This is a genomic window from Streptomyces sp. NBC_01426, assembly GCF_036231985.1.
Lineage (GTDB): Bacteria > Actinomycetota > Actinomycetes > Streptomycetales > Streptomycetaceae > Streptomyces.
Genome location: NZ_CP109500.1, coordinates 2616445 through 2642864, shown reverse-complemented (window position 1 = coordinate 2642864; position 26420 = coordinate 2616445). Strand labels below are relative to the sequence as shown.

Below are 26420 nucleotides of genomic sequence, written 5' to 3'. Positions count from 1 at the left end.
AGGGAACATCCACCGTGAGCTTCACTGAACTGCTGTCGTACGAGGACGCCCTCGCGTCGTACGACCCCGTCATGGGCCTGGAGGTCCATGTCGAGCTCGGCACCAGGACCAAGATGTTCTGCGGCTGCTCGACCGAGCTGGGTGGCCGGCCCAACTCGCAGACCTGCCCGGTCTGCCTCGGTCTGCCGGGCGCGCTGCCGGTCGTCAACGAGATCGGCATCGAATCCGCGATCAAGATCGGCCTGGCGCTGAACTGCGACATCGCCGAGTGGTGCCGCTTCGCCCGGAAGAACTACTTCTATCCGGACATGCCGAAGAACTTCCAGACCTCCCAGTACGACGAGCCCATCGCCTTCAACGGCTTCCTGGACGTCCAGCTGGAGGACGGCGAGATCTTCCGCGTGGAGATCGAGCGCGCCCACATGGAGGAGGACACCGGCAAGTCGCTGCACGTCGGCGGCGCCACCGGTCGCATCCACGGCGCGTCCCACTCGCTGCTGGACTACAACCGCGCCGGCATCCCGCTCATCGAGATCGTCACCAAGCCGATCGAGGGCGCCGGCGAGCGGGCCCCCGAGGTCGCCAAGGCGTACGTCGCGGAGCTGCGCGAGGTCATCAAGGCGCTCGACGTGTCCGAGGCCCGGATGGACAAGGGCCAGATGCGCTGCGACGTGAACCTGTCGCTGCGCCCCAACGGCACCGAGAAGTTCGGCACCCGCTCGGAGACGAAGAACGTCAACTCGCTCCGCTCCGTGGAGCGCGCGGCGCGCTACGAGATCCAGCGCCACGCGGCCGTGCTGTCCTCCGGCGGCACGATCGTGCAGGAGACCCGGCACTTCCACGAGGAGGACGGCTCCACCACCGCCGGCCGCATCAAGGACAACGCCGAGGACTACCGGTACTTCCCGGAGCCCGACCTGGTGCCCGTCGCCCCGGCCCGCGCCTGGGTCGAGGAACTGCGCACCGGCCTGCCCGAGATGCCGCGCGTGCGGCGCAACCGGCTCCGCGAGGAGTGGGGCGTCAGCGAGCACGACATGCAGTCGATCCTCAACGCGGGCGCGGTGGACTCCATCGTCGCCACCATCGAGGCGGGCGCCGACTCGGCGGCCGCGCGCAAGTGGTGGATGGGCGAGCTGGCCCGCAACGCCAACGAGCAGGGCGTCGTCGTCGACGAGCTGCCGATCACCCCGGCCCAGGTGGCCAGGGTCGCGGCGCTGGTCGCCGCGGGCGACCTGAACGACAAGCTGGCCCGCCAGGTCATCGAGGGCGTCCTCGCCGGCGAGGGCACCCCGGACGAGGTCGTCGACAAGCGCGGCCTGAAGGTCGTCTCGGACGAGGGCGCGCTCGGCGCGGCCGTGGACGAGGCCATCGCGGGCAACGCGGCCATCGCCGACAAGATCCGCGGCGGCAAGGTCGCCGCCGTCGGCGCCCTGGTCGGGGCGGTCATGAAGACCACCCGCGGTCAGGCCGACGCGGCGCGCGTCAAGGAACTCATCCTGGAGCGCCTGGGCGTCTCCGAGGGCTAGTCCCCGAACGAAGGACGGCCCGTACCGGTGTTGACCGGTGCGGGCCGTTTTTCGTCGCACCGTTCGCCAAGGCCGGCCTGCGACGCCTCGACCACCCGCGCGCTGACCGCGTACCTCCGCAAGGACCTGGCCCTGCCGAAGCAGCGCGTCAACGGCCTCGGTCACCGGCGCGCCGCCTGACCCCGACGACAGCCGGATGCCGTGTCGACCCCGACGACAGCCGGATGCCGTGTCGACCCCGGTGCGAGCCGGACGCCGTGTCGCTCACGCGCCGACGGTGCCGTCCACGGCCTCGCGGAGGAAGTCGGCGTGCCCGTTGTGACGGGCGTACTCGTGGATCATGTGCAGCATCACCAGGCGCAACGAGACCTCCTCCTCCCACTTGGGGACGTACACCGTCACCTCCAGGGACGCGGCGGCCGCCTCCACCTTCCGGGAGTGTGCGACCTCGGCGTGCCAGGCCGCGAAGGCCTCGGCCCCGCTCGCGTCCGTGGCGTCGTAGGCCGCCTGGAAGTCGTGGTGGTCGGACCACAGGTGCGGGACCTCGGCCCCGCCGATCGTGCGGCGGAACCACTGTCGTTCGACCTCGGCCATGTGCCGGACCAGGCCCATCAGGGACAGCGTCGACGGTGGGGACGCCCGGCGGCGCAGTTGCCCGTCGTCCAGACCCTCGCACTTCAGCGCGAGGGTGGCGCGGTGGAAGTCGAGGTAGGCGCGGAGCGTTTCGCGCTCGCCTCCGGTGCCGGGGGGTGAGATGCGTTCCATGTGCATGATCCTGCCCGTCCGACCTGACGGCCGGAAGGGCCCGGCGGGCCCCTGTTTCAGCCCTCCCACACGTACGGAACCGTCACTCCCAGCACCTTGAACCCCAGCCGTTCCAGGATCGGTCGGCTGTCCTCCGTCGCGTCCACCTGGAGGTACTCGATGCCGCGGGCCGCCGCCAGCCGGGCGCGGTGGGCGACCAGGAGGCGGTAGATGCCGCGCCCGCGCCACTCGGGATCGGTGCCGCCGCCCCAGAGCCCCGCGAACGAGACCCCCCGCGGCATTTCCATCCGGGCCGCGCAGACCGGGGTGTCGCCCGCCATCGCGACGACGGCCTCGACGGTGTCCGGGGCGTCCCGCAGCATGCCGAGCACCTGTTCCCGGATCCGGGGGCTCTCGGTGGCGAACGCCCTCCTGTGGGCCTCCATCATCAGGTCCACCCCCGCCTCGTCCGTCACCACCCGCAAGGTGATCCCCTCGGGCGGACGGACCGGCAGCGCCGCCAGATCGGCCGTGCGCGCCACGAGCAGCGTCTCGGCGGGCTCCGGCACGAACCCGGCCGCGCGCAGCCGTTCCCCGAGGTCCGCCGGGCGGTCGTGGTCGTACAGCTTCCACTCGAAGTCCGTCGCCTCGCCGGCCTTCGCCCGCCCCGCGAAGTGGGCGATCTGCGCGGCGATCTCCGCGTCCGCCGTCCCGGCGTCGAGGTACGACCAGACCACGCCGTTCCAGCCGGGCCCGGACACGGTCTGCCGGACGACCGCACCCACCCGTTCCACCCGGGCCGACGCCGAGTCGGGCTGCGCGCCCCGGCGCATCTGCGCGTCGTACAGCGCCCGTACCTTCAGCAATTCCGTGCCATCCATGCTCATCGGGCCAGCTCACCAGCCGAGTCCGGGCGCCACAACTGCATTAACCTCGCTCCGTGAACGTCGACTCCGCCGTCTACACCGGCAAAGCCACTCCCGACGCCGCCGCCGACCGGGGCTGGCTCCTCGGTCACTTCAAGGCGCCCGGCGATCCCCGCCACAGCGAGGACGTGGAGATCAAATGGGGCGTCCACCCCCAGGGCGACGAGCGGGCCCGGTGGGTGACCGGCGAGGAGCGCACCGCGCTCCAGGTGCTGATCAGCGGGCGCTTCCGGCTGGAGTTCCCCGGCCGGACCGTGGTCCTCGCCGAGCAGGGCGACTACGTGGTCTGGGGACGCGGCGTCGACCACTCCTGGTACGCAGAGGAGGACACCGTCGTGCTCACCGTCCGATGGCCGTCCGTTCCCGGCTACCGGGCCGACGGGCAACCCGGCAGCCCGCGACCCTGAGCCTGACCCTGAGCCTGATCCGGCCCTCGATCTCTTGCGGCATCGGGCCTTCCCCAAGTTCCTGTGACGATGCGCACGAAAGGGGCCAACGATCACCAATCGCTGAGATCGTTGCAGGTGAAGTAGGTAGAGGTGTGGACCAACCGGTCGGGCCGGGGAGACCCCCCGGACACCGGCCCCGGCCTGCACGCGTTCACGTGTTCTTTGCGACGGGCCCTCCCCGGTAAAGATCCGAACCACCAGGGAGCACGTCCGTTGGCAGCAATCGCACGCTGGTGCATGCGACACCGACTGGTCACCGTCCTGATCTGGTTGCTCGCTCTCGGCGGCACCGCCGCGGCAGCGGGAAGCGCCGGATCGGCCTTCACCAACGACTACGAGGTCCCCGGGACCGAGTCCGCCAAGGCCAACACCCTGCTGCGCGAAGGCTTCCACGGCCAGGGCGGCGACACGAACACCGTCGTCTGGCGGGCCCCGGACCACCAGAGCGCCCGCACCCCCGCCGTCGAAGAGCGCATGACCCGGGCACTGGACGCGATCGCCGCACTCCCCGGCGTCGGATCGGTCGCCGGCCCCTACGGACCCGCCCCCGAACAGGCCGCCCGGATCAGCCCCGACGGGCGCACCGCCTACGCCGTCGTCACCTTCGACCGGCCCGCCGACGCCGTGCCCAAGGACCAGGCCAGAGCCGTCGTCACCACGGCCAAGAACCCCACCACCGAGTCCGACGGCCTCCAAGTCGAGCTGGGCGGCCGGGCGATCGGCCTGACCGAGGCAACCGGCGCCCACCTCGCCGAGGCCATCGGCGTGGCCATCGCCGCCGTGGTCCTCTTCCTCGCCTTCGGCTCCCTCGCCGCGAGCCTGCTGCCCATCGCGACCGCGCTGGTCAGCGTGGGCACCGCCTACTTCGGCATCACCCTGCTCGGACACGCCATGCCGGTCGCGGACTTCGCCCCGATGCTCGGCACCCTCGTGGGCCTCGGCGTCGGCATCGACTACGCGTTGTTCATCGTCACCCGGCACCGCAAGGCCCTCGCCCGCGGCCTCCCGGTCGAGCAGGCCGCCGCGGACGCCGTCGCCACCACCGGCCGGGCCGTCGTCTTCGCCGGCGCGACCGTCTGCATCGCCCTGCTCGGCATGCTGGTGCTGAGACTGAACTTCCTCGACGGCGTCGCGATCGCGGCCTCCCTGACCGTGGTCCTCACCGTCGCCGCCTCCGTGACACTGCTCCCCGCCCTCCTCTCCTACATCGGCACGCGCGCCCTCTCGCGCCGCGAACGCCGTACGCTCGCACGGGAAGGCCCCCGGCCCGAGCCCCCCACCGGCTTCGCCGTCCGCTGGTCGACCTTCGTCGAACGCCGGCCCAAGCTCCTCGGCGCGGTCGCCACGACCGTGATGGTGGTCCTGGCGCTGCCGACCTTCGGCCTCCACCTCGGTACCTCCGACCAGGGCAACAACCCGGCCACCGCCACCACCCGCAAGGCGTACGACCTGCTGGCCGAAGGCTTCGGACCCGGGACCAACGGACCGCTCGCGGTCGTCGCCCGCCTCGACGGCGCCGGCGGCCGGGTCGCCGTCGACCGCCTGACCGAAGCCCTGCGCACCACCGAGGGCGTCGCGTCCGCGGGCCCCGCGGTCTTCAACGGCAGCGGGGACACCGCCGTCCTGACGGTCGTACCGGACTCCTCCCCGCAGTCCCGGGCCACGAGCGACCTGGTCGACACGCTCCGCCGGGACGTCATCCCGCACGTCGCGAACGACGGCTCGACCGAGGTCCACGTGGGCGGCGTGACCGCCGGCTACGACGACTTCGCCGAGGTCATCATCGGGAAGCTGCCGCTCTTCGTCGGCGTGGTCATCGCCCTCGGCTGCGTGCTCCTGCTGCTCGCCTTCCGGTCCATAGGCATCCCGGTGAAGGCGGCCGTCATGAACGTCGCCGCCGTCGCCTCGTCCTTCGGCGTCGTCGTCGCGATCTTCCAATGGGGCTGGGGCAGCGAGACGATGGGTCTCGGCAGCGCCGGCCCGATCGAGCCCTTCCTGCCCGTCATCATGGTCTCGGTGCTCTTCGGACTGTCCATGGACTACCAGGTCTTCCTGGTCAGCCGGATGTACGAGGAATGGCTGGAGACGGGGGACAACAAGCGGGCCGTCCGCGTGGGCCTCGCCGAGACCAGCCGGGTGATCAACTCCGCTGCCGTCATCATGATCTCGGTGTTCCTCGCCTTCGTGCTCAGCGGCGACCGCATCATCGCGATGTTCGGCATCGGCCTCGCCGTGGCCGTCGCACTCGACGCCTTCGTGCTGCGCACCCTGCTGGTCCCCGCGCTCATGCACATGCTCGGCGGCGCCAACTGGTGGCTGCCCGCCTGGCTCGACCGCAGGCTCCCGCGCATCAGCATCGAACCCCCGCCCTCCCACGCCCCTTCCACGCTCCCGGCGCAGCGACCCGACGCGGACACCGCCCGGGACGGCAGCGGTACGGGCAACGGCCACGGCGGCGGCGGCGGCAAGGGCGGCGCCGGCAAGGACACGGGCCAAGGCGAGTACCAGGACAAGGACAAGGACGAGGACGAGGCCGCGCAGCCCACCGCATCCCGGTGACGCGTCGCGAGCCCGCCGCCGTCCTCTTCCGTGTCTTCGAGGCCGGCACCGGGAACTGCGAGGTCGGCTGTTGGCTGGAGCCGTCCGCGGCCGGCCGGGGCCTGGTCACCACGGCCTGCCCGATCCTGATCGACTGGGCCGTACGGGACCGCGGCATGCACCGCGTGGAATGGCGTGCGTCCGCCGCCAACACGCGGAGCCTCGCGGCCGCCGAACGCCTCGGCATGACCCGCGAGGGCGTCCTGCGACAGAGCTACCCGCACCGGGGAGTCCGCCAGGACACCGAGGTCTGGGCGGTCCTCGCCCACGAGTGGCCGCCGCCCGCAGCCGCGGACGGAAGCGCGGACGGGACCGCGGATGCGTCCACGGGCGGGACCACGGACGCGGCCGCGGACGGGTCCACGAACGGGTCCACCGGCGCGTAGGCCGCCTCCTCCGGAACCGGTCAGCCTTCCGCCGCCCCGGGGAAGCCGTTGTTCATCGGCCGCGGCGCCGTGCCAGTGGATCCGCCGCGTCGAACGACCGTCGGGGAACGCCGGGCTCATCGAGCCCCGGAGGGTCGCGACCGCCGCCGAGAGCGCGACCGCGATCGGCGCGGCCCTGGGGCCCGCCGCCCACGGCTCCGCACGCGCGCCGGACCCGCGGGCACGCCTCGGCGGATCCCCGGAGAGGGCGGCGACGCGGTACGGCCACTCCACCCGTGACCCCCGGCCGCATCCGAACGCCATCCACGACCGGCACGTTCCGGTTCCGGCGGACCAGGTGCTCGGCAAGGCACTCGGGACCGTGTCGCGGCAGGACGAGGCACAGCCCCGACAGGGCGTCTCGCGGTCGTGGGCCGACGGTCCGCCGGCGGGGCTGCCGAGCCGTTCGCGATCGTCGGCCCGGTCCCGGGGGCGGGGGTCGCCGGCCGGACTCCCGGCCCGGGGCCCACCTGCGGAGATGCCCCCCGGGCGGTAGCGCGACCTTCTCAGGAACCTCTCAGAAACGCCGCCTACCGTGCCCCGCATGGACACCAAGAAGACCCCCGACCCGACGGCCCCCGCAACGGACCCCACCGAAGACAAGGCGACAGCGACCACCCCGGCCGAGGCCCGGACCGAGCACACGGGGTCCGACACGGTCGAACCGGCCGACAAGGCCGCGGCGGAGCCGCTCGACGGGTCCACCCGCCCCGAGGCGTCCGACGATGACCTCGACGACGACCTCGACGGCGAGTTCGCCGCCGAGGACGAGGAATCCGCGCAGGTCGGCGGCGTCGCCGCCGCGGCCTCCGCGATCGTCGCCGCGGGGCTGAGCGTCGTCGCCCTCAGCGGAAGCTGGGTCTCCCGGGTCGTCGCCGAGCGACAGAACCTCGTGAACCAGCTCGACCTGAGCCAGACCGCCGACAACAACGCGAAGATCGCGGCCCTGTACAGCGCCCCCTGGCACGCGACCGCCCTCGTCAACGGCATCCTGTCCGCCCTCGCGCTCCTCCTCGCACTCTTCGTCCTGGCCCGCCCCGCCTTCGGGGTCCCCGGCCGCACCCTTCCGACGTGGATCCGCTCCGTGGCCTGGGCCGCGATCGCGCTCGGCGCCCTGGGCGTGCTCCTGTTCGCCCTCATGTACTTCGACGTCCTCCTCCCCGCGCCGACGAGCGCCGCCTGACGCCCCTCGCACAGGAGTCCCTCCCGGGCCGTCCGATCCGAAACGGACACGCTCCGAAAGAGCCGACCAAGCACCGCCTTAGGGCGGTCCGGGGGACGGGTAAGCGGGACTAAGGCTTCCGGCGCGCGGAGATGCGGCAAGCGCCCCATGCGCGGGCACCCTCTGGGAAGCGAATCTTGGATCACACCGAACGAGGTGCCCGAGAGAGCAACCAGGGAGTACGAGATGTTCGAGTACGAGATGGCCATCGCCCGCCGCGCCGACCTCCTCCGCGAGGCCGACGCGTACCGACTGGCCCGGGTGGCCAAGAAGGCGCGCCGCTCCTCACGCGGCCAGGAACCCGAAGGGTCGGTGAGCGGAATTCGGAGCCGCTTCACCCGCGCCGCGTAAGCCGCGGCGCGAACAACGGGAACCGACGCGTGATGAGAAGCGCGGCGATACTCGGTGACGCCGAACAGCCGCCCTGTGCGATGCTCGGCGGCGTGGAGACCAGATCCGTGAGCCCGGTGTTCGTCGGCCGAGCCGACGAACTGGCCATACTCGTCGATGCCCTGACACGCGCCGGGCACCAGGAGCCGCAGGCCCTGGTCATCGGAGGCGAGGCAGGCGTCGGCAAGACCCGCCTCACGGAGGAGTTCCTGGGCGAGGCCGCCCGCCGCGGCGCGGTGGTGGCCGTCGGAGGCTGTGTGGAGATCGGGGCGGAGGGGCTTCCCTTCGCCCCCTTCTCGACGGCGCTGCGCAGCCTGAGCCGCCGGTTCCCCGAGGAACTGGTCGCCGCGACCGCCGGCCAGGAGGACGAACTCGCGCGGATCCTCCCCGAACTCGGCGACACCCCGAGGGGCCCGCACGACGAGGAGAGCACCGCGCGCCTCTTCGAGCTGACGGCCCGCATGCTCGAACGGCTCGCCGCCGACCGCACCATCGTGCTCGTCCTCGAAGACCTGCACTGGGCCGACACCTCCACCCGGCACCTCCTCGCCTACCTCTTCCGCACCCTCGGCAACGGCCGCCTCGTCGTCGTCGCCACCTATCGCGCCGACGACATCCACCGCCGCCACCCGCTGCGCCCGCTCCTCGCCGAACTCGACCGGCTCCGCACCGTCCAACGCATCGAACTGCCCCGCTTCAACCGGGCCGAAGTACGCCGACAGCTCGCCGGCATCCTCGCCTCGCAACCCGACGAGGCCTTCGTGGACTCGGTGTTCGAGCGCTCCGACGGCAACGCCTTCTTCGTCGAGGAACTCGTCGCCTCCCGGGAGAACGGCTGCCGTACCGGACTCACCGAATCCCTGCGCGATCTGCTGCTCGTCCGGGTCGAGGTCCTGCCGGAGTCCGCGCAGCGCGTCGTCCGGATCGTCGCCGAGGGCGGTTCCACCGTCGAGTACCCGCTGCTGCGCGCCGTCACGGGGCTCGGCGAGGACGAACTGATCGAGGCCCTGCGGGCGGCCGTCGGCGCCAACATCCTCCTCCCCACCTCCGACGGGGACGGCTACCGCTTCCGACACTCCCTGGTCCGCGAGGCCGTCAGCGACGACCTGCTGCCCGGCGAGCGCGCCCGCGTCAACCGGCGGTTCGCCGAGGCCATGGAGGCCGACGAGACGCTGGTCCGCGCCGGCGAACGGGTCATCAGGCTGGCCAGCTACTGGTACTACGCCAACGACCCGGTCAAGGCGCTGCCCGCCGTCCTCGCCGCCTCCGTGACCGCCCGCCGCCGACACGCCTACTCCGAGCAGCTGAGCCTGCTGGAGCGGGCCATCGACCTCTGGGACAGCGTCCCGGAGGAGACCCGCGAAGGACTCCGCCCGGCGGACTACACCGACGTGTACCCGCCCTGCGGATGCGACCCGGAGAACACCGGACTCCAGCGGCTCGACCTGCTGGCCGAGGCCACCGTCGCGGCCCGCTACGGAGGCGAACGCGAACGCGCCCTCAAGCTGACCAAGACCGCGCTGCGCATGCTGGAGGAGGACGAGGACCCGCTGCGGGCCGCCTGGTTCTGGACCGAGCGCTCCCGACTGGTCGCGAGCCTGGCCCGCGGCGACGGCTGGGCGGAGATAGCCAGGGCGCAGGAACTCGTCCGGGGGCTGCCCCCGTCCCAGGTGCACGCCGAGGTGCTGGTCCGGGCCGCGGGCTGGGGCATGCTCCACAAGCCGGGCCCCGACAACCTCGCCGCCGCCGAACGCGCCGTGGAGTACGCGCGGATGGTCGGCGCGGAGGACGTCGAACTCAACGCGCGGATCACCGTCGCCTCCCTGTGCGTCGACTCCGGCGACAGCGAGACGGGCCTCGCCGAACTGCACGCGATCAAGGACCGCGCCACGGAACTCGGGCTGACCGCACTGGCCGGTCGTGCTCATATCAACCTCACCTCTCAGCTGGAATCGCAGGGCCGTTCCGCGGAAGCCGTGGAAGTGGCCAAACGGGGCACTGAACTCGTCGGCAAATCAAGGCTGTTGGACTCCGAGGCCTGGGTCCGGGGCAACATGGCGGAGAGCCTCTACAGCCTCGGCCGCTGGGACGAGGCCGCGGAGGAGGCGCGGGAGACCCTCCGCGTCGGCCAGAGCGCCGCCCCGCGCGCCTCCGCCGCCGCCCGCCTCTCCTACCTGGCCCTGGCCCGCGGCGAACTCTCCGAGGCCGCCGCGCAACTCGCCACGGCTCACGCGTACTTCGGCACGCACGACGCCCAACCCCAACACCGGCTGCCGCTCTACCGGCTGGAGATCGGCGTGGCCGCGGGCGAGGGCCGGATCGTCGAGGCCCGCCACCACGTCACCGAGGCCATCGCCCACGGATTCGCCCTCGGGCAACACCGCTACGCCTGGCCGCTCCTGCTGGCCGGGGCCACCGCGGAGGCCGACGCCAGGGGACTCCCGACCGCCGACCCCGGCCGGGAAGCCGCCCTGAAGGCGCTGCGCGACGCCGCCCGCACCCTGGCGACCCCGGTGCCGGTGTGGACCGCGCACGCCGAGTACGTCCGGGCCGAGCTGCTCCGCGCCGAGGGCCGGGACACCACAGCGGACTGGACCGCAGTCGTGGCCATGATCCGACCCCTGGCCCGCCCGTACCTCCTCGCCCGGGCCGTGTACCGACTCGGCGAGGCCCTGCTCGTGGCCGGCCGCGACCGGGAGACGGCCGCCGAACTGCTCCGCGAGGCCCATGCCGCCGCCGAGCGCCTCGGCTCCCGCCGGCTGTGCGAGGACCTGGCCCTGCTGGCGCGGCGCGCCCGGGTTCCACTCGACGCCCCCGACCCGCACGGGGCGCCGCCGGCGCCGGAGGTGGACCCGGTCGAGGCCCTGGGGCTGACCAGCCGCGAACGGGACGTACTGCGGCTGGTCGCGACGGGCAGTACCAACCGCCGGATCGCCGAGGAACTCTTCATCTCCCCGAAGACGGCCAGCGTGCACGTCTCGAACATCCTGGCCAAGCTGGGCGTGGCCGGCCGCGGCGAAGCCGCCGCCCTCGCCCACCGGCTCAGGCTGTTCGGCCCCGATGTCCGGGACCGCACGGACCAAGAGCAGGGCCAGACCCCGGGAGGCGGCCCGGCCGGTCGCGGTGGCCGGCCGTCCGGATCCGCCCCGGATCGCGGCGCCGGGGCTAGGTCGGAGGTCGCTCGGCAGGGCGTATGAGCACCTTGCCGGATTCGAGATCTATCGGGCCCCGTCCCGGATCGCCGTCATCGACGTCGGTCCGGGACAGCTCCAGTCGCTTCTTCTCCTCGTGGGTGTGCTTGCGTCCCGGGGCGAAGAGCTCCTCGATCATGTTGAACACGGTGTCCACCACGCCTTTCGTCCCCGACCGGGGCCTCGTCGGTCATCGCACCGTCAGTGTCAGGATCCTGTCGTCGCCGGCCTCCGGCGACCCGCGCCCGTCCGTCTCGCTCGTGACCAGCAACAACGCGTCCCCACCCAGGGGCACCACGGTCCGCAGCCGGCCGTACCGACCCTGGAGGAAGGCCTCCGGCTCCGCCACCGGGGTCGTCCCGGCCAGCGGGATCCGCCACAGCCGCTCACCCTTCAGCCCCGCCATCCAGATCGAGCCCCGTGCCCAGGCGATGCCGCTCGGCGACGCGTCGCCGGTCTTCCACACGGCCACCGGATCCCGGAAGCCGGGTCTGCCCGCCTTCCCCTCGGCCTCCGGCCAGCCGTAGTTCACGCCGGGCTCGATCAGATTCAGCTCGTCCCATGTGTTCTGGCCGAACTCGGCGGCCCACAGCCGCTTGTCCTCGTCCCAGGTGAGGCCCTGCACATTGCGGTGCCCGTACGAATAGACGACCGAGTCCGCCTCCGGATTGCCGTGCACCGGTTCCCCGTCCGGGGTCATCCGCAGGATCTTGCCGCCGAGGGACTTCTTGTCCTGCGCCAGCCCCGTCTCGCCGGTCTCCCCGGTGCCGACGTACAGCATCTTGTCCGGGCCGAACGCGAGCCGACCCCCGTTGTGGACGAGGCCCTTCGGGATGCCCCGGAACACCGTGTCGGGCGCCCCCAACTGCTGCCCGGCGGACCTCTGGTCGTCATAACGCAGCCGGGCGATCCTGTTGTCGGACTCGGTCGTGAAGTACACGTACACGAGCCGGTCCGAGGCGAAGGTGGGGGAGAGCGCGAGACCCAGCAGCCCGCCCTCGCCGCCCCGCATCACCCCGGGGACCTCGCCGATCGGCGTCACCGCGCCCGTGCCGGCCCGCACCCGACTGATGGTCCCCTTGTCCCGCGAGGCGACCAGCAGGTCCCCGCCGGGCAGCGCCGCCACACCCCACGGGGACTCCAGCCCCTTGGCGACCTCGCCCGTCACCGTCACGGCGCCCTTGGCGGGCGGAGCGCTCGGGGAGGGGGACCCGGAGGAACCCGGCGACCCGCCCCCCGGCGAGGCCGTACCCGGTGGGGAACCGCCCGGCCGGGCCGCCTCCCCGCCCGGCGGCGAGCAGCCCGCCGCCAGTAGGGCCCCGCACCCGGCCAGGGCCAGCGCCGTCAGGACCGACCGGGGCCGGCCGCGCGCGACGTCGTACGCGACCGGGGGCGCGGAGTGCCCGTCCCGCCGCCCGTCCCGCTTCCCGACCCACCGGTCGTCGCGGCGCGGGGAACCCACCGCCGCCGGCACCCCCGGGTTCCCCTCGCCTCGCCCGTCGCCCTGTCCGTACCGCGGTTCGTATCGCATCGCGCTTGTCCCTTCCGGTGCTCCGATCGTGCCTTCCCACCGACTCAACACCGGCGGCACCGCCCGAAGTTCCACCACTCGTACACTCGATCGAGTGGATGTGCCGGTGGTCGCCGATCGCGCGGGCACGGCCCCCGGCCGGGGTCAGTCCCAGGCTCCCACCGCCGCCGGCAGCTCCGCCATCTCGGCCAGGTCCCCGGCCGTGAGCCGAACCTCGGCCGCCCGGGCGTTCTCCGCCGCCCAGTGGGCCCGATCGGCCCCCGGGACGGGCACCACGTGCGGCCCCTGCGCCAGCACCCACGCCAGCGCCACCTGGGCCGGGGTGACCTCCGGGCCGTGCCGCCGCGCGACCCGCCGCAGCCCCGCCACCAGCACCTGGTTCGAAGCCATCGCCTCCGCGGTGAACCTCGGGTGCCGGGCCCGCACGTCCGCCGACTCGAAGCCGGCGCCCGGTCGCAGCGTCCCGGTCAGGAAGCCGCTGCCCAGCGGCATCGCCGCCAGCACCCCCACCCCGCGCGCCGCGCACCACGGCAGCAACTGCCACGCGGCCTCCGGCGACCACACCGACAGCTCGGCCTGCACGGCGCTCACCGGGAACACCTGCTGGGCCCGCTCCAACAACCCCACCGTCGACCGGTAGGCCCGGTCACCGCGCCGCCCCGCGCCCGGCCCGGCGCCCGCGCCCAGCGCACAGAAGCCGAGCGCCCGCACCTTCCCCGCCGCCACCAGCTCCGCCATGGCGCCCCAGGTCTCCTCCACCGGCACGTCCGGGTCCACCCGGTGCAGCTGGTACAGGTCTATGACGTCGGTCCGCAGCCGCCGCAGCGAGGCGTCGCAGGCCCGCCGCACGTATCCGGGCCGACCGTCCGCCACCACGTGCTGCTCACCGGCCCGCAGGCCCACCTTGGCCGACACGAAGGCCTCGGACCGCCGCTCCCGCAGCACCCGGCCCAGAACCAGCTCGTTCGTGAACGGCCCGTACACATCCGCCGTGTCCAGCAGGTTCGCGCCGAGGTCGAGCGCCGTGTGCAGGGTCCGCATCGACTCCTCGCCCCGGCGGTGCGAGGGCGCGTAGGCCCAGCTCATCGGCATGCAGCCGAGCCCGATGGCGCCCACCCGCAGCGGCCCCGATCCGATCGACCTGCGCTCCACCTGTGCGTCCCCCTCCCGGTCCGGCCATCAAACTAACGGCTTGATCCGGATCCCTTGGCATAGCCTCGTGATCATGACTGCAACGACCCCGGACGTCTGGCTCCCCTTCGCCGCCGACGAGATCGAAGGCCTTCCCGACTGCTTCCGGTACCGACGGTGGGACGGCGAGGACGCGTTCCCCGCGGACCCGGGGGACTGCGCCTTCTACGTCACCCCGTACATGAAGTCCCCGGCCGTCACCCTGCGACCGCTGCCGGCGATGCCCGACCTCCAGGTCGTCCAGACCCTCACCGCGGGCATCGACCACGTGCTCGGCGGCCTCGACGGACTGCGGCCCGGTGTGCGCCTGTGCAACGCCCGCGGCGTGCACGAGGCCAGCACCGCCGAACTGACCCTCACCCTGATCCTCGCCTCGCTCCGCGGCATCCCCGGCATGGTCCGCGGCCAGGACCGCGAGGAGTGGCGCTCCGGGTTCTACCCGGCCCTCGCCGACAAGTCGGTCCTGATCGTCGGCCACGGGTCGGTCGGCGCGGCCATCGAGGACCGGTTGATCCCCTTCGAGTGCGCGCGCGTCACGCGGGTCGCGCGCTCCGCGCGCACCACCGCGCACGGGCCGGTGCACGCCCTCGCCGATCTGCCCCGGCTCCTTCCGGACGCCGATGTGGTGATCCTCTCCACCCCGCTGACCGACGCCACCCGCGGCCTGGCCGACGCCGGATTCCTGAGCCGGATGAAGGACGGAGCCCTGCTCGTGAACGTGGCGCGCGGCCCGGTCGTCGACACGGCGGCCCTGCTGGCGGAGCTGGAATCGGGCCGGTTGCGGGCGGCGCTCGACGTGACCGAGCCGGAACCGCTGCCCGCCGGCCACCCGCTGTGGCACGCCCCGAACGTCCTGATCACGCCCCATGTGGGCGGCAGCACCTCGGCGTTCGAGCCCCGGGCCAAACGGCTCCTGGCCCGTCAGCTCACCCGGTTCGCCGCCGGCGAGCCCCTGGAGAACACCGTGTTGACCACCGGGTGACCCGATGTGAGTACGCTCCGCAATCACCCGAGTGCGCGTGGTGTCGACAACTCCCCAGGTGGTGACGCAGAGTAGAGGAGGTATGTCGCTGAGTGACGAAAGTGGTGTATCGTCCGGAAGAAGGGGCTGCGCCGGGAACGTCTGGCGTCGGGGAGTGATCGGACACTTTGGGGGGCGACGGGCGATGCACGGCCAATGGACGAAGGATCCGACGCGGCAGAGCCGCCGGAGGCGACGATGGGGTGCGCCGAAGCTGGCAGGCGAGGGGGACCGGTGAGCCCCCCGGGGGCGGCACTCCTGACCCGGCCCCCGACGGCGGGCGCCGGCAAGGGCCTGGCGGCCCAGCTCCTCCTCGCGGTGGTCAGCGGCGGTTACGCCGTGGGAGCCGCCCTCGGGTGGGGGTCGACCGAACTCGCCAAGATCATGGGCGACTTCGGACTCAGCACGGCGGGACTGCTCGCCGCCGTCTCCTGCTTCCACTACGCGCGCACCATCGACCGGCGCGAACGTCCCGCCTGGCTGATGTTCGCGTTCTCCTCCCTGATGGGGGCCCTCGGGAACGCCGTCTGGGGCTGGTACGAGGTCATTCTCGGCCAGGACGTCCCGGAGCCCTCCCTCGCCGACTTCGCCTTCCTCTGCTTCGCGCCGCCCGCCATCGTGGGCCTGCTGGTCCTCGCCAAGCGCCCCGTCACCCGGGCCGGCTGGGTCTGCCTCGGCCTCGACTCCTGGCTCATCGGCGGATCGCTGCTGACGCTGTCGTGGAGCCTGGCCCTCGCCAACGCCGCGCGCACCGTCCAGTCGGGCGCCCCCGGCAGCGTCCCCCGCGCCGCGCTGTCCCTCGCGTACCCGCTGCTCGACATCGCGCTCGTCTCGATGGTGCTGGTCCTGCACTTCCGCCGCTCGGCGAACAACCGCTCCGCGGTCAACACGGCCATCGCGGCCCTCGCCCTGACCGTCCTGAGCGACGCGCTCTTCACCTCCCCGCTGCTGAACACCACCTACCGCTCCGGCGAGATCCTCGACGCCGGCTGGTTCGCGGGCTCGCTGCTGCTCGCGTACGCCCCCTGGGGCGCCCGCAGGGCCGAGTCCGCCGAGCAGGCCCTGCGGCCCCCGCGCGCGGAGCGCCCGCACAGCCGCCCCATCTCCGGCTCGCTGCCCGCGCTGACGCCGTACCTCGCGGCCGCCGTCTGCACCCTCGGGATCCTGTACAACGTCGTGGACGGCCGGAAGGTCGACCGGATGGTCGTCTTCACCGGGTGCACGGTGGTCCTCGCCCTCGTCATCCGGCAGGGCATCATGCTCGTCGACAACATCGCGCTGACCCAGGAACTGGCCCAGAAGGAGAACCACTTCCGTTCCCTGGTCCAGGGCTCCAGCGACGTCATCATGATCGCCGCGCCCACCGGCACCCTGCGCTACGTGAGTCCCGCCGCCGCCGGCGTCTACGGCCGCGAGGCGGAGGAACTGATCGGGACCGAACTCGCCACCCTGATCCATCCCGACGACCTCGGCCGCGTGGTCCACGAGGTCCGCCGTTTCCTGGCGGCGCCCCCCTCGGAGGAGCCCACCACCCGCATCGAGTGCCGGTTCGAGTCGGGCGACGGCGACTGGCTCAACGTCGAGTCCACCGTCAACCGGCACCAGGGCGGGCTCATCCTCAACAGCCGCGACGTCACCGAGCGCGTCCGGCTCCAGGCCCAGCTCCAGCACAGCGCCGAGCACGACCCCCTCACCGACCTCCCCAACCGCGCCCTGTTCACCCGCAGGGTCCGCCAGGCGCTGACCGGCCGCCGGGCCGGGGACCACAGCACCGCCGTGCTCTTCATCGACCTCGACGGCTTCAAGGCGGTCAACGACACCATCGGCCACCAGGCCGGCGACGAGCTGCTCGTCGAGGCCGCCCGCCGACTCCAGGACTCGGTCCGGGCCGGGGACACCGCGGCCCGGCTCGGCGGCGACGAGTTCGCCGCGCTGATCATGGGCGACGGGAGCCGCGACCGCGGTGCCCGCGAGTACCAGGTGCACGAGATCGCCGACCGGCTGCGCACCACGCTCTCCCAGCCGTACCGGATCGGGGGCAGCGAGGTCAGGGTCGCCGCGAGCATCGGCGTGGCCTTCGCGGACCCCGGCATCACCCCTTCGGACCTGATGCGCAACGCGGATCTCGCGATGTACCGGGCCAAGGCGGGAGGCAAGAACCGCGTCGAGCTGTACGCCCCGCAGATGCAGGCCGAAGTCGTGCGCAAGGCCGAACTCGCGGGGCGGCTGCGCACCGCGCTCCACGAGGGCGAGTTCGCCCTGCTGCACCAGCCCGTGGTCTCGCTGGCGAGCGGTGAGGTCACGGCCGTCGCCGCGCAGGCCCGTTGGCGCTCCGCCCAGGGGATCCTGTTCACGCCGGCCGAGTTCCTGCGGGTGGCCGAGTACAGCGAGGGCACCGCCCACAGCGCCGCCCCGGACGCCTCGCGCACCGCCGAGCTGGGGCGCTGGTTGCTGGAGGAGGCCGTGGAGCAGGCCGCCGAGCGGCACCGGGCCGGTCATCACGTGCCGGTGGCGGTCCGGATGACCGCGCAGCGGCTGCTGGACCGCTCCGCGCCGCTCGCCTCGCTGGACGCCCTGCTGACCCGGCACGGCCTGCCCTCCGGCGCGCTGGTGATCGAGTTGGCGGACAGCGACCCCAGAGTGCCCTTCGATGAGCTGGAGCGCCGCCTGACGGCCTTGCGGCGGCTGGGCGTCCTGATCGCCCTCGACGGCTTCGGCAGCGGTTACGCGGCCATCAGCGCCCTCCGGCGCCTCCCCGTGGACATGCTGAAGCTGGACCGGGGCCTGGTCGAGGGCCTGGTGGAATCGGCCCGCCTGCACAAGATCACCGCAGGTTTGTTGCGGATCGCAAACGACCTGGGGATGCAGTCGGTGGCCGACGGGGTGGACCTGCCCGAGCAGGTGTCGGCCCTGCGGGCGATGGGGTGCACCCATGGTCAAGGAATGGCCTTCTCCGGACCACTCGACGAATACAGGCTGCGACGCGCCCTCGTGCGCGGTACGTTCCCAGTACCGGGCGGTTTGGCCCAGCCGGCCTTGGCCGGAGGCTCGTCCAGTGGCTCGATGGTCATCCGTAGAGGCTCAAATAATGAGACGCCCGTCCCACCCGCTTGACATCCACCTCCCGCCGGAGGGAGGGTCAGTGCCATGCGCACCCGAATTCTCGTACTTGGAAAGCGCGTCGGCTGAAGCTGGGACCTGCATGTCCCCGCTCCACACGCCCGACGCGCTCCCCTCGCTTGCCTCCCGGCACGAGGGGTTTTTTGTTGCACTGGCACACGCCTTCGGACCTTGCTCCGAAGGATCCCCGCTCCTCGTAAAACCCTCAGCTTCGAGAAGAGAATGCCGATGACCGAGCAGGCCACCGGGGCCCACCATCCGCAGCCGCGGCCCCGTACGGGTGGACACCAGTCCGCCGCAGTTGAGCACGTCACGGGTGCGCAGTCCCTCATCCGCTCTCTCGAAGAGGTGGGGTGCGACACCGTGTTCGGGATCCCGGGCGGCGCCATCCTTCCGGCCTACGACCCGATGATGGACAGCAAGAGGGTCCGTCACATCCTGGTCCGCCACGAGCAGGGGGCCGGCCACGCCGCGACCGGCTACGCGCAGGCCACGGGGAAGGTCGGCGTCTGCATGGCCACCTCGGGGCCGGGCGCCACCAACCTGGTCACCCCGATCGCCGACGCGCACATGGACTCCGTGCCGCTCGTCGCGATCACCGGCCAGGTCTCCTCCAAGGCGATCGGCACCGACGCCTTCCAGGAGGCGGACATCGTCGGCATCACCATGCCGATCACGAAGCACAACTTCCTGGTCACGCGGGCCGAGGACATCCCGCGGACGATCGCGGAGGCGTTCCACATCGCCTCCACCGGTCGCCCCGGTCCGGTCCTGGTCGACATCGCCAAGGACGCCCTCCAGTCGAAGACCACCTTCTCGTGGCCGCCGACCCACGACCTGCCGGGCTACCGGCCCGTCACCAAGCCGCACGCGAAGCAGATCCGGGAGGCCGCCAAGCTCATCTGCGCGGCCAAGCGCCCGGTCCTGTACGTCGGCGGCGGTGTCATGAAGTCCGGCGCCACCGCCGAGCTGAAGGTCCTCGCGGAACTGACCGGCGTCCCCGTCTGTACCACCCTGATGGCGCTCGGCTCCTTCCCCGACAGCCACCCGCTGCACGTCGGCATGCCCGGCATGCACGGTTCGGTCACCGGCGTCACCTCGCTGCAGAAGTCGGACCTGCTGATCGCGCTCGGCACCCGCTTCGACGACCGCGTCACCGGCAAGCTGGACAGCTTCGCCCCGTTCGCCAAGATCATCCACGCGGACATCGACCCGGCCGAGATCGGCAAGAACCGCGAGGTCGACGTCCCGATCGTGGGTGACGCCCGCGAGGTCATCGCCGACCTGATCCAGGCGGTCCAGGCCGAGCACACCGATGGCAACGCGGGCGACTACACCGCCTGGTGGAAGGACCTCAGCCGCTGGCGCGAGACGTACCCGCTGGGCTACGACCTGCCCGCGGACGGCAGCCTCTCGCCGCAGCAGGTCATCCAGCGGATCGGCGCGCTCGCCCCCGAGCACACCATCTACGCGGCCGGCGTCGGCCAACACCAGATGTGGGCCTCGCACTTCGTGAACTACGAGGAGCCCCGCACCTGGCTGAACTCCGGCGGCGCCGGAACCATGGGCTACGCGGTCCCGGCCGCGATGGGCGCCAAGGTCGGCATGCCGGACCGCACGGTCTGGGCGATCGACGGCGACGGCTGCTTCCAGATGACCAATCAGGAACTGGCCACCTGCGCGCTGAACAACATCCCGATCAAGGTCGCGATCATCAACAACGGCGCGCTGGGCATGGTCCGCCAGTGGCAGACCCTGTTCTACAACCAGCGGTACTCCAACACGGTCCTGCACGCCGACGAGACCGGCCACTCCACCGTGGGCTCCCAGCTCGGCGAGTCCAACGCCCCCCGCAAGGGCACCCGCGTCCCGGACTTCGTGAAGCTGTCCGAGGCCATGGGCTGCGTCGCACTGCGCTGCGAGGATCCCGCCGACCTGGACCGGGTCATCGCCGAGGCCAACGCGATCAACGACCGCCCGGTGGTCGTCGACTTCATCGTCCACGAGGACGCCATGGTGTGGCCGATGGTCGCCGCCGGCACCTCCAACGACGAGGTCATGGCAGCCCGGGGCGTCCGTCCCGACTTCGGCGACAACGAAGACGACTGAGCCGAGAGAGCCTGAGAGAGAGAACGACTCACATGTCCAAGCACACGCTCTCCGTCCTGGTCGAGAACACGCCCGGCATCCTCGCCCGGATCGCCGCCCTGTTCTCCCGCCGCGGCTTCAACATCGACTCCCTCGCGGTCGGTGTCACCGAGCACCCCGACATCTCGCGCATCACCATCGTCGTGAACGTCGAGGACCTCCCGCTGGAGCAGGTGACCAAGCAGCTCAACAAGCTGGTCAACGTGCTCAAGATCGTCGAGCTGGAGCAGCACAACGCCATCGAGCGTGAACTCGTTCTGGTGAAGGTCCGCGCCGACAACGAGACGCGCTCGCAGATCGTCGAGATCGTCCAGCTGTTCCGCGCCAAGACGGTCGACGTCTCCCCGGAGGCCGTCACCATCGAGGCCACCGGCGGCACCGACAAGCTCGGCGCGATGCTGAAGATGCTGGAGCCCTTCGGCATCAAGGAACTCGTGCAGTCCGGCACGATCGCCATAGGGCGTGGCGGACGGTCCATCACGGACCGCAGCCTGCGCGCGCTCGACCGCAGCGCCTGAGCGACCGCTCCACGGGTCGTTCGACCGCTCGCCCCCGTGGGCAGCCCGCCGCGCGTCGGCGGGCCGCCCGCATGGCGAGACCGAGAAACTCACATTCCGTTCCCCGCCGTACGGTGGGAGCAACACACGCGCACCAAGGAGATATCCCAGTGGCCGAGCTGTTCTACGAGAACGACGCCGACCTGTCCATCATCGCGGGCCGCAAGGTCGCGGTCATCGGCTACGGCAGCCAGGGCCACGCCCACGCGCTGTCGCTCCGTGACTCCGGCGTCGACGTCGTCGTCGGCCTGAAGGAGGGCTCCAAGTCCAAGGCCAAGGCCGAGGAGCAGGGCCTGAAGGTCGTCTCGGTGTCCGAGGCCGCCGAGTGGGCCAACGTCATCATGATCCTGACCCCGGACCCGCTCCAGGCCGAGATCTACGAGGAGTCCATCAAGGACCACCTCCAGGACGGCGACGCGCTCTTCTTCGGGCACGGCTTCAACGTCCGCTACGGCTTCATCAAGCCCCCGGCCAACGTGGACGTCGCCCTGGTCGCCCCGAAGGGCCCGGGTCACCTGGTCCGCCGCCAGTACGAGGAAGGCCGCGGCGTGCCCTGCATCGCCGCCGTCGAGCAGGACCACAGCGGCAACGCCTTCGCCCTCGCGCTCTCCTACGCGGCCGGCATCGGCGGCACCCGCGCCGGCGTCATCAAGACCACCTTCACCGAGGAGACCGAGACCGACCTGTTCGGTGAGCAGGCCGTCCTCTGCGGTGGCGCCTCCGCGCTGGTCAAGGCCGGTTTCGAGACCCTGACCGAGGCCGGTTACCAGCCGGAGATCGCATACTTCGAGTGCCTGCACGAGCTGAAGCTCATCGTGGACCTCATGTACGAGGGTGGCCTGGAGAAGATGCGCTGGTCGGTCTCCGAGACCGCCGAGTGGGGCGACTACATCACCGGCCCCCGCATCATCACGGACGCCACCAAGGCCGAGATGAAGAAGGTCCTCGCGGAGATCCAGAGCGGCGAGTTCGCCAACACCTGGATGGCCGAGTACAAGGCCGGTCTGCCGAAGTACAACGAGTACAAGAAGGCCGACGAGGCCCACCTGCTGGAGACCACCGGCAAGAAGCTGCGCAAGCTGATGAGCTGGGTCGACAACGACGAGAGCTGATCCCGCCGCGACGGGGCCGGGACGACGAGTCCCGGCCCCGCCGCGCACGCGCCCCAGGAGGCCGTCCGGCCCGCCGGAACAGCGGCCTTCGACCGCGCGGATTGGCCACCCCGGCCAATCACGGAAGGGTGATCCTTCCGTACAGGCGGAAACCCGCCGCGGATACGCCACTACACTGCTCAACACAACGCGTCAGGCCCACAGTGTCGTGCGTCTTCCACGCGGCTACCCCCTCCACCGCCTGCGGCCGTCGGGACGGCCGTCCGCACTGGACTTGTGAGGATGACCCACGTGAGCTCGAAACCTGTCGTACTCATCGCCGAAGAGCTGTCGCCCGCCACGGTGGACGCGCTCGGTCCGGACTTCGAGATCCGGCACGTCAACGGAGCCGACCGCGCGGAGCTGCTCCCCGCGATCGTCGACGTCGACGCGATCCTGGTCCGCTCCGCCACCAAGGTGGACGCCGAGGCCATCGCCGCCGCCAAGAAGCTGAGGGTGGTCGCCCGCGCCGGTGTGGGCCTCGACAACGTCGACGTCTCCGCCGCCACCAAGGCCGGCGTGATGGTCGTCAACGCGCCGACCTCCAACATCGTCACCGCCGCCGAGCTGGCCTGTGGCCTGCTCGTCGCCACGGCCCGCAACATCCCGCAGGCCAACACCGCCCTGAAGAACGGCGAGTGGAAGCGGAACAAGTACACGGGCGTCGAGCTCAGCGAGAAGACCCTCGGTGTCGTGGGCCTCGGCCGCATCGGCGTCCTGGTGGCCCAGCGCATGTCGGCCTTCGGCATGAAGGTCGTCGCGTACGACCCCTACGTCCAGCCCGCGCGTGCCGCCCAGATGGGCGTCAAGATGCTCACGCTGGACGAGCTGCTGGAGGTCGCGGACTTCATCACCGTGCACCTGCCGAAGACCCCCGAGACCCTCGGTCTCATCGGGGACGAGGCGCTGCACAAGGTGAAGCCGTCCGTCCGCATCGTCAACGCCGCGCGCGGCGGGATCGTGGACGAGGCCGCGCTGTACACGGCCATCAAGGAGGGCCGGGTCGCCGGCGCCGGCCTCGACGTGTACGCGAAGGAGCCCTGCACGGACTCCCCGCTCTTCGAGCTCGACCAGGTCGTCTGCACCCCGCACCTCGGCGCGTCCACGGACGAGGCCCAGGAGAAGGCCGGTGTCTCGGTCGCCAAGTCGGTGCGCCTCGCGCTCGCCGGTGAACTGGTGCCGGACGCGGTCAACGTCCAGGGCGGCGTCATCGCCGAGGACGTGCGTCCGGGCCTGCCGCTCGCCGAGAAGCTCGGCCGCATCTTCACCGCCCTCGCGGGCGAGGTCGCGGTCCGTCTCGACGTCGAGGTCTACGGCGAGATCACCCAGCACGACGTCAAGGTGCTGGAGCTCTCCGCGCTCAAGGGCGTCTTCGAGGACGTCGTCGACGAGACGGTCTCCTACGTCAACGCCCCGCTGTTCGCGCAGGAACGCGGTGTCGAGGTCCGGCTGACCACCAGCTCGGAGTCCCCGGACCACCGCAACGTGGTCACGGTCCGCGGCACCCTCTCGGACGGTCAGGAGGTCTCGGTCTCCGGCACGCTCGCGGGCCCGAAGCACCTTCAGAAGATCGTCGGCATCGGCGAGTACGACCTGGACCTGGCACTCGCCGAGCAGATGGTCGTCCTGCGCTACGCCGACCGTCCGGGCGTCGTCGGCACCGTCGGCCGCATCCTGGGCGAGGCCGGTCTGAACATCGCGGGCATGCAGGTCGCCCGCGCCGAGGAGGGTGGCGAGGCGCTCGGCGTCCTCACCGTCGACGCCGAGGTCCCGGTGAACGTCCTCGCGGACATCGCCGCCGAGATCGGCGCCGTCTCGGCGCGCACGGTCAGCCTCGGCTGATCCTTCGGTACGCACGGGAAGGGCCCGGGGGGAGACCCCCGGGCCCTTCCGCGTTCCGTGTCGTACGGGTCGTTCAGCGCGCGACGGCGTCGGGGGCCGCGGCGACCCCGGTCGACTCGGGCTCCGGTTCCGCCGGGGTCGCGGCGGTGGTGCCGATGCCGCGCAGCAGGACCGGCGCGAGGGCCGCGGCCGCGAGCAGCAGGGCGGCGCCGCCCCAGGCCGCGTACTGCATGCCGTGCACGAACGCCTCCCGGGCCAGGTCCAGTACCCGCTGCCCGGACTCGCCGCCGAGCGAGCCGGCGGTGGCGACCGCGCCGCCCAGGGTCTCCCGGACGGCGGGCTCGGCGCCCCCCAGGTCGGAGCGGTAGACCGCGGTGCCGAGACTGCCCAGGACGGCCATGCCCAGGGCGCCGCCGAACTCGGCGCCCGTCTCCAGCAGCGAGGCCGCCGAGCCGGCCTTCTCGGCGGGGGCCGCGCCCAGCGCGATGTCGGAGACCAGGGACATCACGGCGACGATCCCACTGGCCAGCACCCCGGCGCCGACGAGGAGCAGCCACAGGGAGTCCGTGCCGACCCCGCCGATCAGGGCGAACCCGACGGCGCCGAGGACGAAGCCGCCCGCGATGACGAGGGACCGGTCCACCGTGCGGGCGAGGGCCGCGGCCACGGGGGCGGCCGCGCCGATGGCGACCGACGGGGCCAGGCTCCACAGGGCGGCCTCCAAGGTGCCCATGCCGAGGACCGATTGCAGGTACTGGGTGGTGAAGTAGGCCGAACCCATCATGGCGAAGGCGGAGACGGTCTGGAGGCCGATGCCCGCGCCGAAGCCCCGGTTGCGGAAGAGGGCCCGGCCGACCATGGCGTCGTCCCGACCCCGCTGGCGGCGCACGAACACGTACCCGAAGGCCAGGCCGACGCCGACGCAGGCGGCGGGGAGCGGTGCGAGGCCCCCGGCGGCGATCTCCTTGAGGCCGTACACCAGGGGCAGCACGGCGGCCATCGACAGCGGGACGCTCGGCAGGTCGAAGCGGCCCGGGGCGGGGTCCTTGAACTCCGGTACCAGCACCGGGACCAGGACCAGCAGGAGCAGCATCGCGGGGACGTTGATCAGGAACACCGAACCCCAGTGGAAGTGGTTCAGCATCACCCCGCTCATCACGGAGCCGAGGGCGATGCCGCCGGTCATGGCGCCGGACCAGACGGCGATGGCCCGGGCGCGCTGCCCGGCGTCCTGGAAGAGGTTCCGTACGAGGGCCAGGGTGGACGGCATCAGCGTCGCACCGCCGACGCCGAGCAGCACCCGGCAGGCGATCAGCATCTCCGCGCTGGTCGCGTACGCGGCGCCGACGGAGGCGAGGCCGAAGGCGGCCGCGCCGATCAGCAGCAGTTTGCGGCGGCCGATGCGGTCGCCGAGCGAACCCATCGTGATGAGCAGCCCGGAGAGGGCGAAGGCGTAGCTGTCGAAGATCCAGAGCTGCTGGGTGGCGCTCGGGTCCAGCTCCCGGGTGATGGCGGGGATGGCGAAGTAGAGGACGGAGACGTCCATCGAGACCAGGAGCAGTGGCAGCAGCAGGACGGTGAAGGCGGTCCATTCGCGGCGGCCGGCGAGGCGCGCTGAGGCAGCGGGGTTCGTCATGAGCAGGAATGTACAAGCGTCATAAACGCTTGTCTAGTACGAGCGTATGGAACTTCCGTCTAGGACAGTTGTCTTGCTACCGTGTCGGCCATGGGACATCGCGAAGATCTGCTCCGGGGGGCCAAGGAATGCCTGGTCGAGAAGGGGTTCGTGCGCACCACCGCGCGTGACATCGTCAAGGCCTCGGGCGCCAACCTGGCCTCCATCGGCTATCACTACGGCTCGAAGGACGCCCTGCTCACCCAGGCGTTCATCGAGTTGATCTCCGACTGGGGCGACGCGTTCACCGGCGGCCTCGCGGGGGAGGGCGGCTCGCTCGACCGCTTCCGCTCGGTGTGGGAGGGCGTGCACGCCGGGCACGAGGAGTCGGGCCCCATCTGGGCCGCGAGCCTGGAGGTCGCGCTGACCCGGGACGGGCTCCCGGAGCTGCGCCGACTGCTCGCGGCGTCGCAGGACGAGGGGCGCCGGGGGCTGGTCTCGATGTTCACCGGCGTGCCGGAGGACCGGCTGGAGGAGGAGGACCTGCGCACGCTGGGCACCTTCTACCAGGCCCTGCTCAACGGGTTCATGATCCAGTGGCTGTTCGACGCCGGGAGCGCCGGCACCCCGGCCCAGCTGACCGAGGGGATGCGGCGGGCGGCGGGACTCATGGCGAAGGCGGCGGGTGCGGGAGCGCCCGGGAAGCCAGCCGACGGGGCGCCGGCGGAGGGCGCGGTCGACGCCTCGGCCGCGGAACCCACCGCCTGAGTCGT

General features: G+C 72.0%; 20 protein-coding genes and 1 pseudogene. 15 read left to right on the top strand and 6 right to left on the bottom strand.

Annotation, left to right across the window (positions count from 1 at the left end; translation table 11 throughout):
• The first annotated feature begins 14 nt into the window (after nucleotides 1–14).
• Together gatB and OG906_RS11370 are read left to right on the top strand one after the other, a co-directional pair.
• The gene (gene gatB / locus OG906_RS11375; RefSeq protein WP_267800509.1) at nucleotides 15–1526 is read left to right on the top strand and encodes an Asp-tRNA(Asn)/Glu-tRNA(Gln) amidotransferase subunit GatB; all 1512 of its coding nucleotides are present in this window, start codon (nucleotides 15–17) and stop codon (nucleotides 1524–1526) included.
• A gap of 27 nt (nucleotides 1527–1553) precedes the next feature.
• The gene (locus OG906_RS11370; protein WP_443067373.1) at nucleotides 1554–1706 is read left to right on the top strand and encodes a hypothetical protein; all 153 of its coding nucleotides are present in this window, start codon (nucleotides 1554–1556) and stop codon (nucleotides 1704–1706) included.
• Between the two features lie 84 nt (nucleotides 1707–1790).
• Here the strand turns inward: OG906_RS11370 and OG906_RS11365 are convergent, their stop codons facing one another.
• Both OG906_RS11365 and OG906_RS11360 read right to left on the bottom strand, forming a co-directional pair.
• Nucleotides 1791–2297: a DinB family protein gene (locus OG906_RS11365; protein ID WP_329442234.1), complete on the bottom strand. Its 507-nt coding sequence runs from the start codon at nucleotides 2295–2297 to the stop codon at nucleotides 1791–1793.
• 50 nt (nucleotides 2298–2347) lie between these two features.
• Entirely contained in the window at nucleotides 2348–3151 is an 804-nt protein-coding gene (locus tag OG906_RS11360) for a GNAT family N-acetyltransferase (RefSeq protein WP_329447996.1), read from the bottom strand.
• Nucleotides 3152–3210: 59 nt separating this feature from the next.
• Here OG906_RS11360 and OG906_RS11355 point away from each other — a divergent pair, with 59 nt between their 5' ends.
• From OG906_RS11355 to OG906_RS11330, 6 genes and pseudogenes are all read left to right on the top strand, one after another.
• The gene (locus tag OG906_RS11355) at nucleotides 3211–3603 is read left to right on the top strand and encodes a signal peptidase I (RefSeq protein ID WP_329442232.1); all 393 of its coding nucleotides are present in this window, start codon (nucleotides 3211–3213) and stop codon (nucleotides 3601–3603) included.
• Nucleotides 3604–3858: 255 nt separating this feature from the next.
• Entirely contained in the window at nucleotides 3859–6204 is a 2346-nt protein-coding gene (locus tag OG906_RS11350) for an MMPL family transporter (RefSeq protein ID WP_329442231.1), read from the top strand.
• A gap of 20 nt (nucleotides 6205–6224) precedes the next feature.
• Nucleotides 6225–6629, top strand: a pseudogene (locus OG906_RS11345) (GNAT family N-acetyltransferase); the annotation flags it as partial.
• Nucleotides 6630–7212: 583 nt separating this feature from the next.
• Nucleotides 7213–7851 (top strand): hypothetical protein, encoded by a 639-nt coding sequence (locus OG906_RS11340; RefSeq protein WP_329442229.1) that lies wholly within the window; start codon nucleotides 7213–7215, stop codon nucleotides 7849–7851.
• 195 nt (nucleotides 7852–8046) lie between these two features.
• On the top strand, nucleotides 8047–8241 hold the full coding sequence (locus OG906_RS11335; RefSeq protein WP_267801842.1) for a hypothetical protein: 195 nt from the start codon (nucleotides 8047–8049) through the stop codon (nucleotides 8239–8241).
• Between the two features lie 80 nt (nucleotides 8242–8321).
• Nucleotides 8322–11477: a helix-turn-helix transcriptional regulator gene (locus OG906_RS11330; RefSeq protein ID WP_329447995.1), complete on the top strand. Its 3156-nt coding sequence runs from the start codon at nucleotides 8322–8324 to the stop codon at nucleotides 11475–11477.
• Here the strand turns inward: OG906_RS11330 and OG906_RS11325 are convergent.
• The 3 genes from OG906_RS11325 to OG906_RS11315 form a co-directional block, all read right to left on the bottom strand.
• Nucleotides 11446–11631: a DUF6191 domain-containing protein gene (locus OG906_RS11325; RefSeq protein WP_443067372.1), complete on the bottom strand. Its 186-nt coding sequence runs from the start codon at nucleotides 11629–11631 to the stop codon at nucleotides 11446–11448. The genes OG906_RS11330 and OG906_RS11325 overlap by 32 nt on opposite strands.
• 30 nt (nucleotides 11632–11661) lie before the next feature.
• Nucleotides 11662–12819 (bottom strand): PQQ-dependent sugar dehydrogenase, encoded by a 1158-nt coding sequence (locus OG906_RS11320; protein WP_329447993.1) that lies wholly within the window; start codon nucleotides 12817–12819, stop codon nucleotides 11662–11664.
• A 327-nt stretch (nucleotides 12820–13146) separates the two neighbouring features.
• Nucleotides 13147–14154 carry an aldo/keto reductase gene (locus tag OG906_RS11315; protein WP_267828348.1) on the bottom strand — a complete coding sequence of 336 codons (1008 nt, stop codon included), beginning with the start codon at nucleotides 14152–14154 and terminating at the stop codon, nucleotides 13147–13149.
• A 73-nt stretch (nucleotides 14155–14227) separates the two neighbouring features.
• On the opposite strand from OG906_RS11315, the gene OG906_RS11310 reads away from it, so the two are divergent.
• The 6 genes from OG906_RS11310 to serA all read left to right on the top strand — a co-directional run bounded on the left by OG906_RS11310 (nucleotide 14228) and on the right by serA (nucleotide 24032).
• Nucleotides 14228–15175, top strand: a complete 948-nt coding sequence (locus OG906_RS11310; RefSeq protein ID WP_329442226.1) for a 2-hydroxyacid dehydrogenase — start codon at nucleotides 14228–14230, stop codon at nucleotides 15173–15175.
• Nucleotides 15176–15448: 273 nt separating this feature from the next.
• Nucleotides 15449–18328, top strand: a complete 2880-nt coding sequence (locus OG906_RS11305) for a putative bifunctional diguanylate cyclase/phosphodiesterase (RefSeq protein ID WP_443067371.1) — start codon at nucleotides 15449–15451, stop codon at nucleotides 18326–18328.
• 228 nt (nucleotides 18329–18556) lie between these two features.
• The gene (locus OG906_RS11300; RefSeq protein WP_329442224.1) at nucleotides 18557–20443 is read left to right on the top strand and encodes an acetolactate synthase large subunit; all 1887 of its coding nucleotides are present in this window, start codon (nucleotides 18557–18559) and stop codon (nucleotides 20441–20443) included.
• A gap of 32 nt (nucleotides 20444–20475) precedes the next feature.
• The gene (ilvN, locus tag OG906_RS11295) at nucleotides 20476–21000 is read left to right on the top strand and encodes an acetolactate synthase small subunit (RefSeq protein WP_053677671.1); all 525 of its coding nucleotides are present in this window, start codon (nucleotides 20476–20478) and stop codon (nucleotides 20998–21000) included.
• Between the two features lie 149 nt (nucleotides 21001–21149).
• The gene (gene ilvC, locus OG906_RS11290) at nucleotides 21150–22151 is read left to right on the top strand and encodes a ketol-acid reductoisomerase (RefSeq protein WP_053677673.1); all 1002 of its coding nucleotides are present in this window, start codon (nucleotides 21150–21152) and stop codon (nucleotides 22149–22151) included.
• A gap of 291 nt (nucleotides 22152–22442) precedes the next feature.
• The gene (gene serA / locus OG906_RS11285) at nucleotides 22443–24032 is read left to right on the top strand and encodes a phosphoglycerate dehydrogenase (RefSeq protein WP_267801831.1); all 1590 of its coding nucleotides are present in this window, start codon (nucleotides 22443–22445) and stop codon (nucleotides 24030–24032) included.
• Between the two features lie 73 nt (nucleotides 24033–24105).
• Here serA and OG906_RS11280 read toward each other — a convergent pair whose 3' ends face one another.
• On the bottom strand, nucleotides 24106–25668 hold the full coding sequence (locus OG906_RS11280; protein ID WP_329442220.1) for an MFS transporter: 1563 nt from the start codon (nucleotides 25666–25668) through the stop codon (nucleotides 24106–24108).
• Between the two features lie 90 nt (nucleotides 25669–25758).
• Between OG906_RS11280 and OG906_RS11275 the strand changes: the two genes are divergently transcribed.
• Nucleotides 25759–26415, top strand: coding sequence for a TetR/AcrR family transcriptional regulator (locus OG906_RS11275; RefSeq protein WP_329442218.1), 657 nt, complete (start codon nucleotides 25759–25761; stop codon nucleotides 26413–26415).
• The last annotated feature ends 5 nt before the right edge of the window (nucleotides 26416–26420 follow it).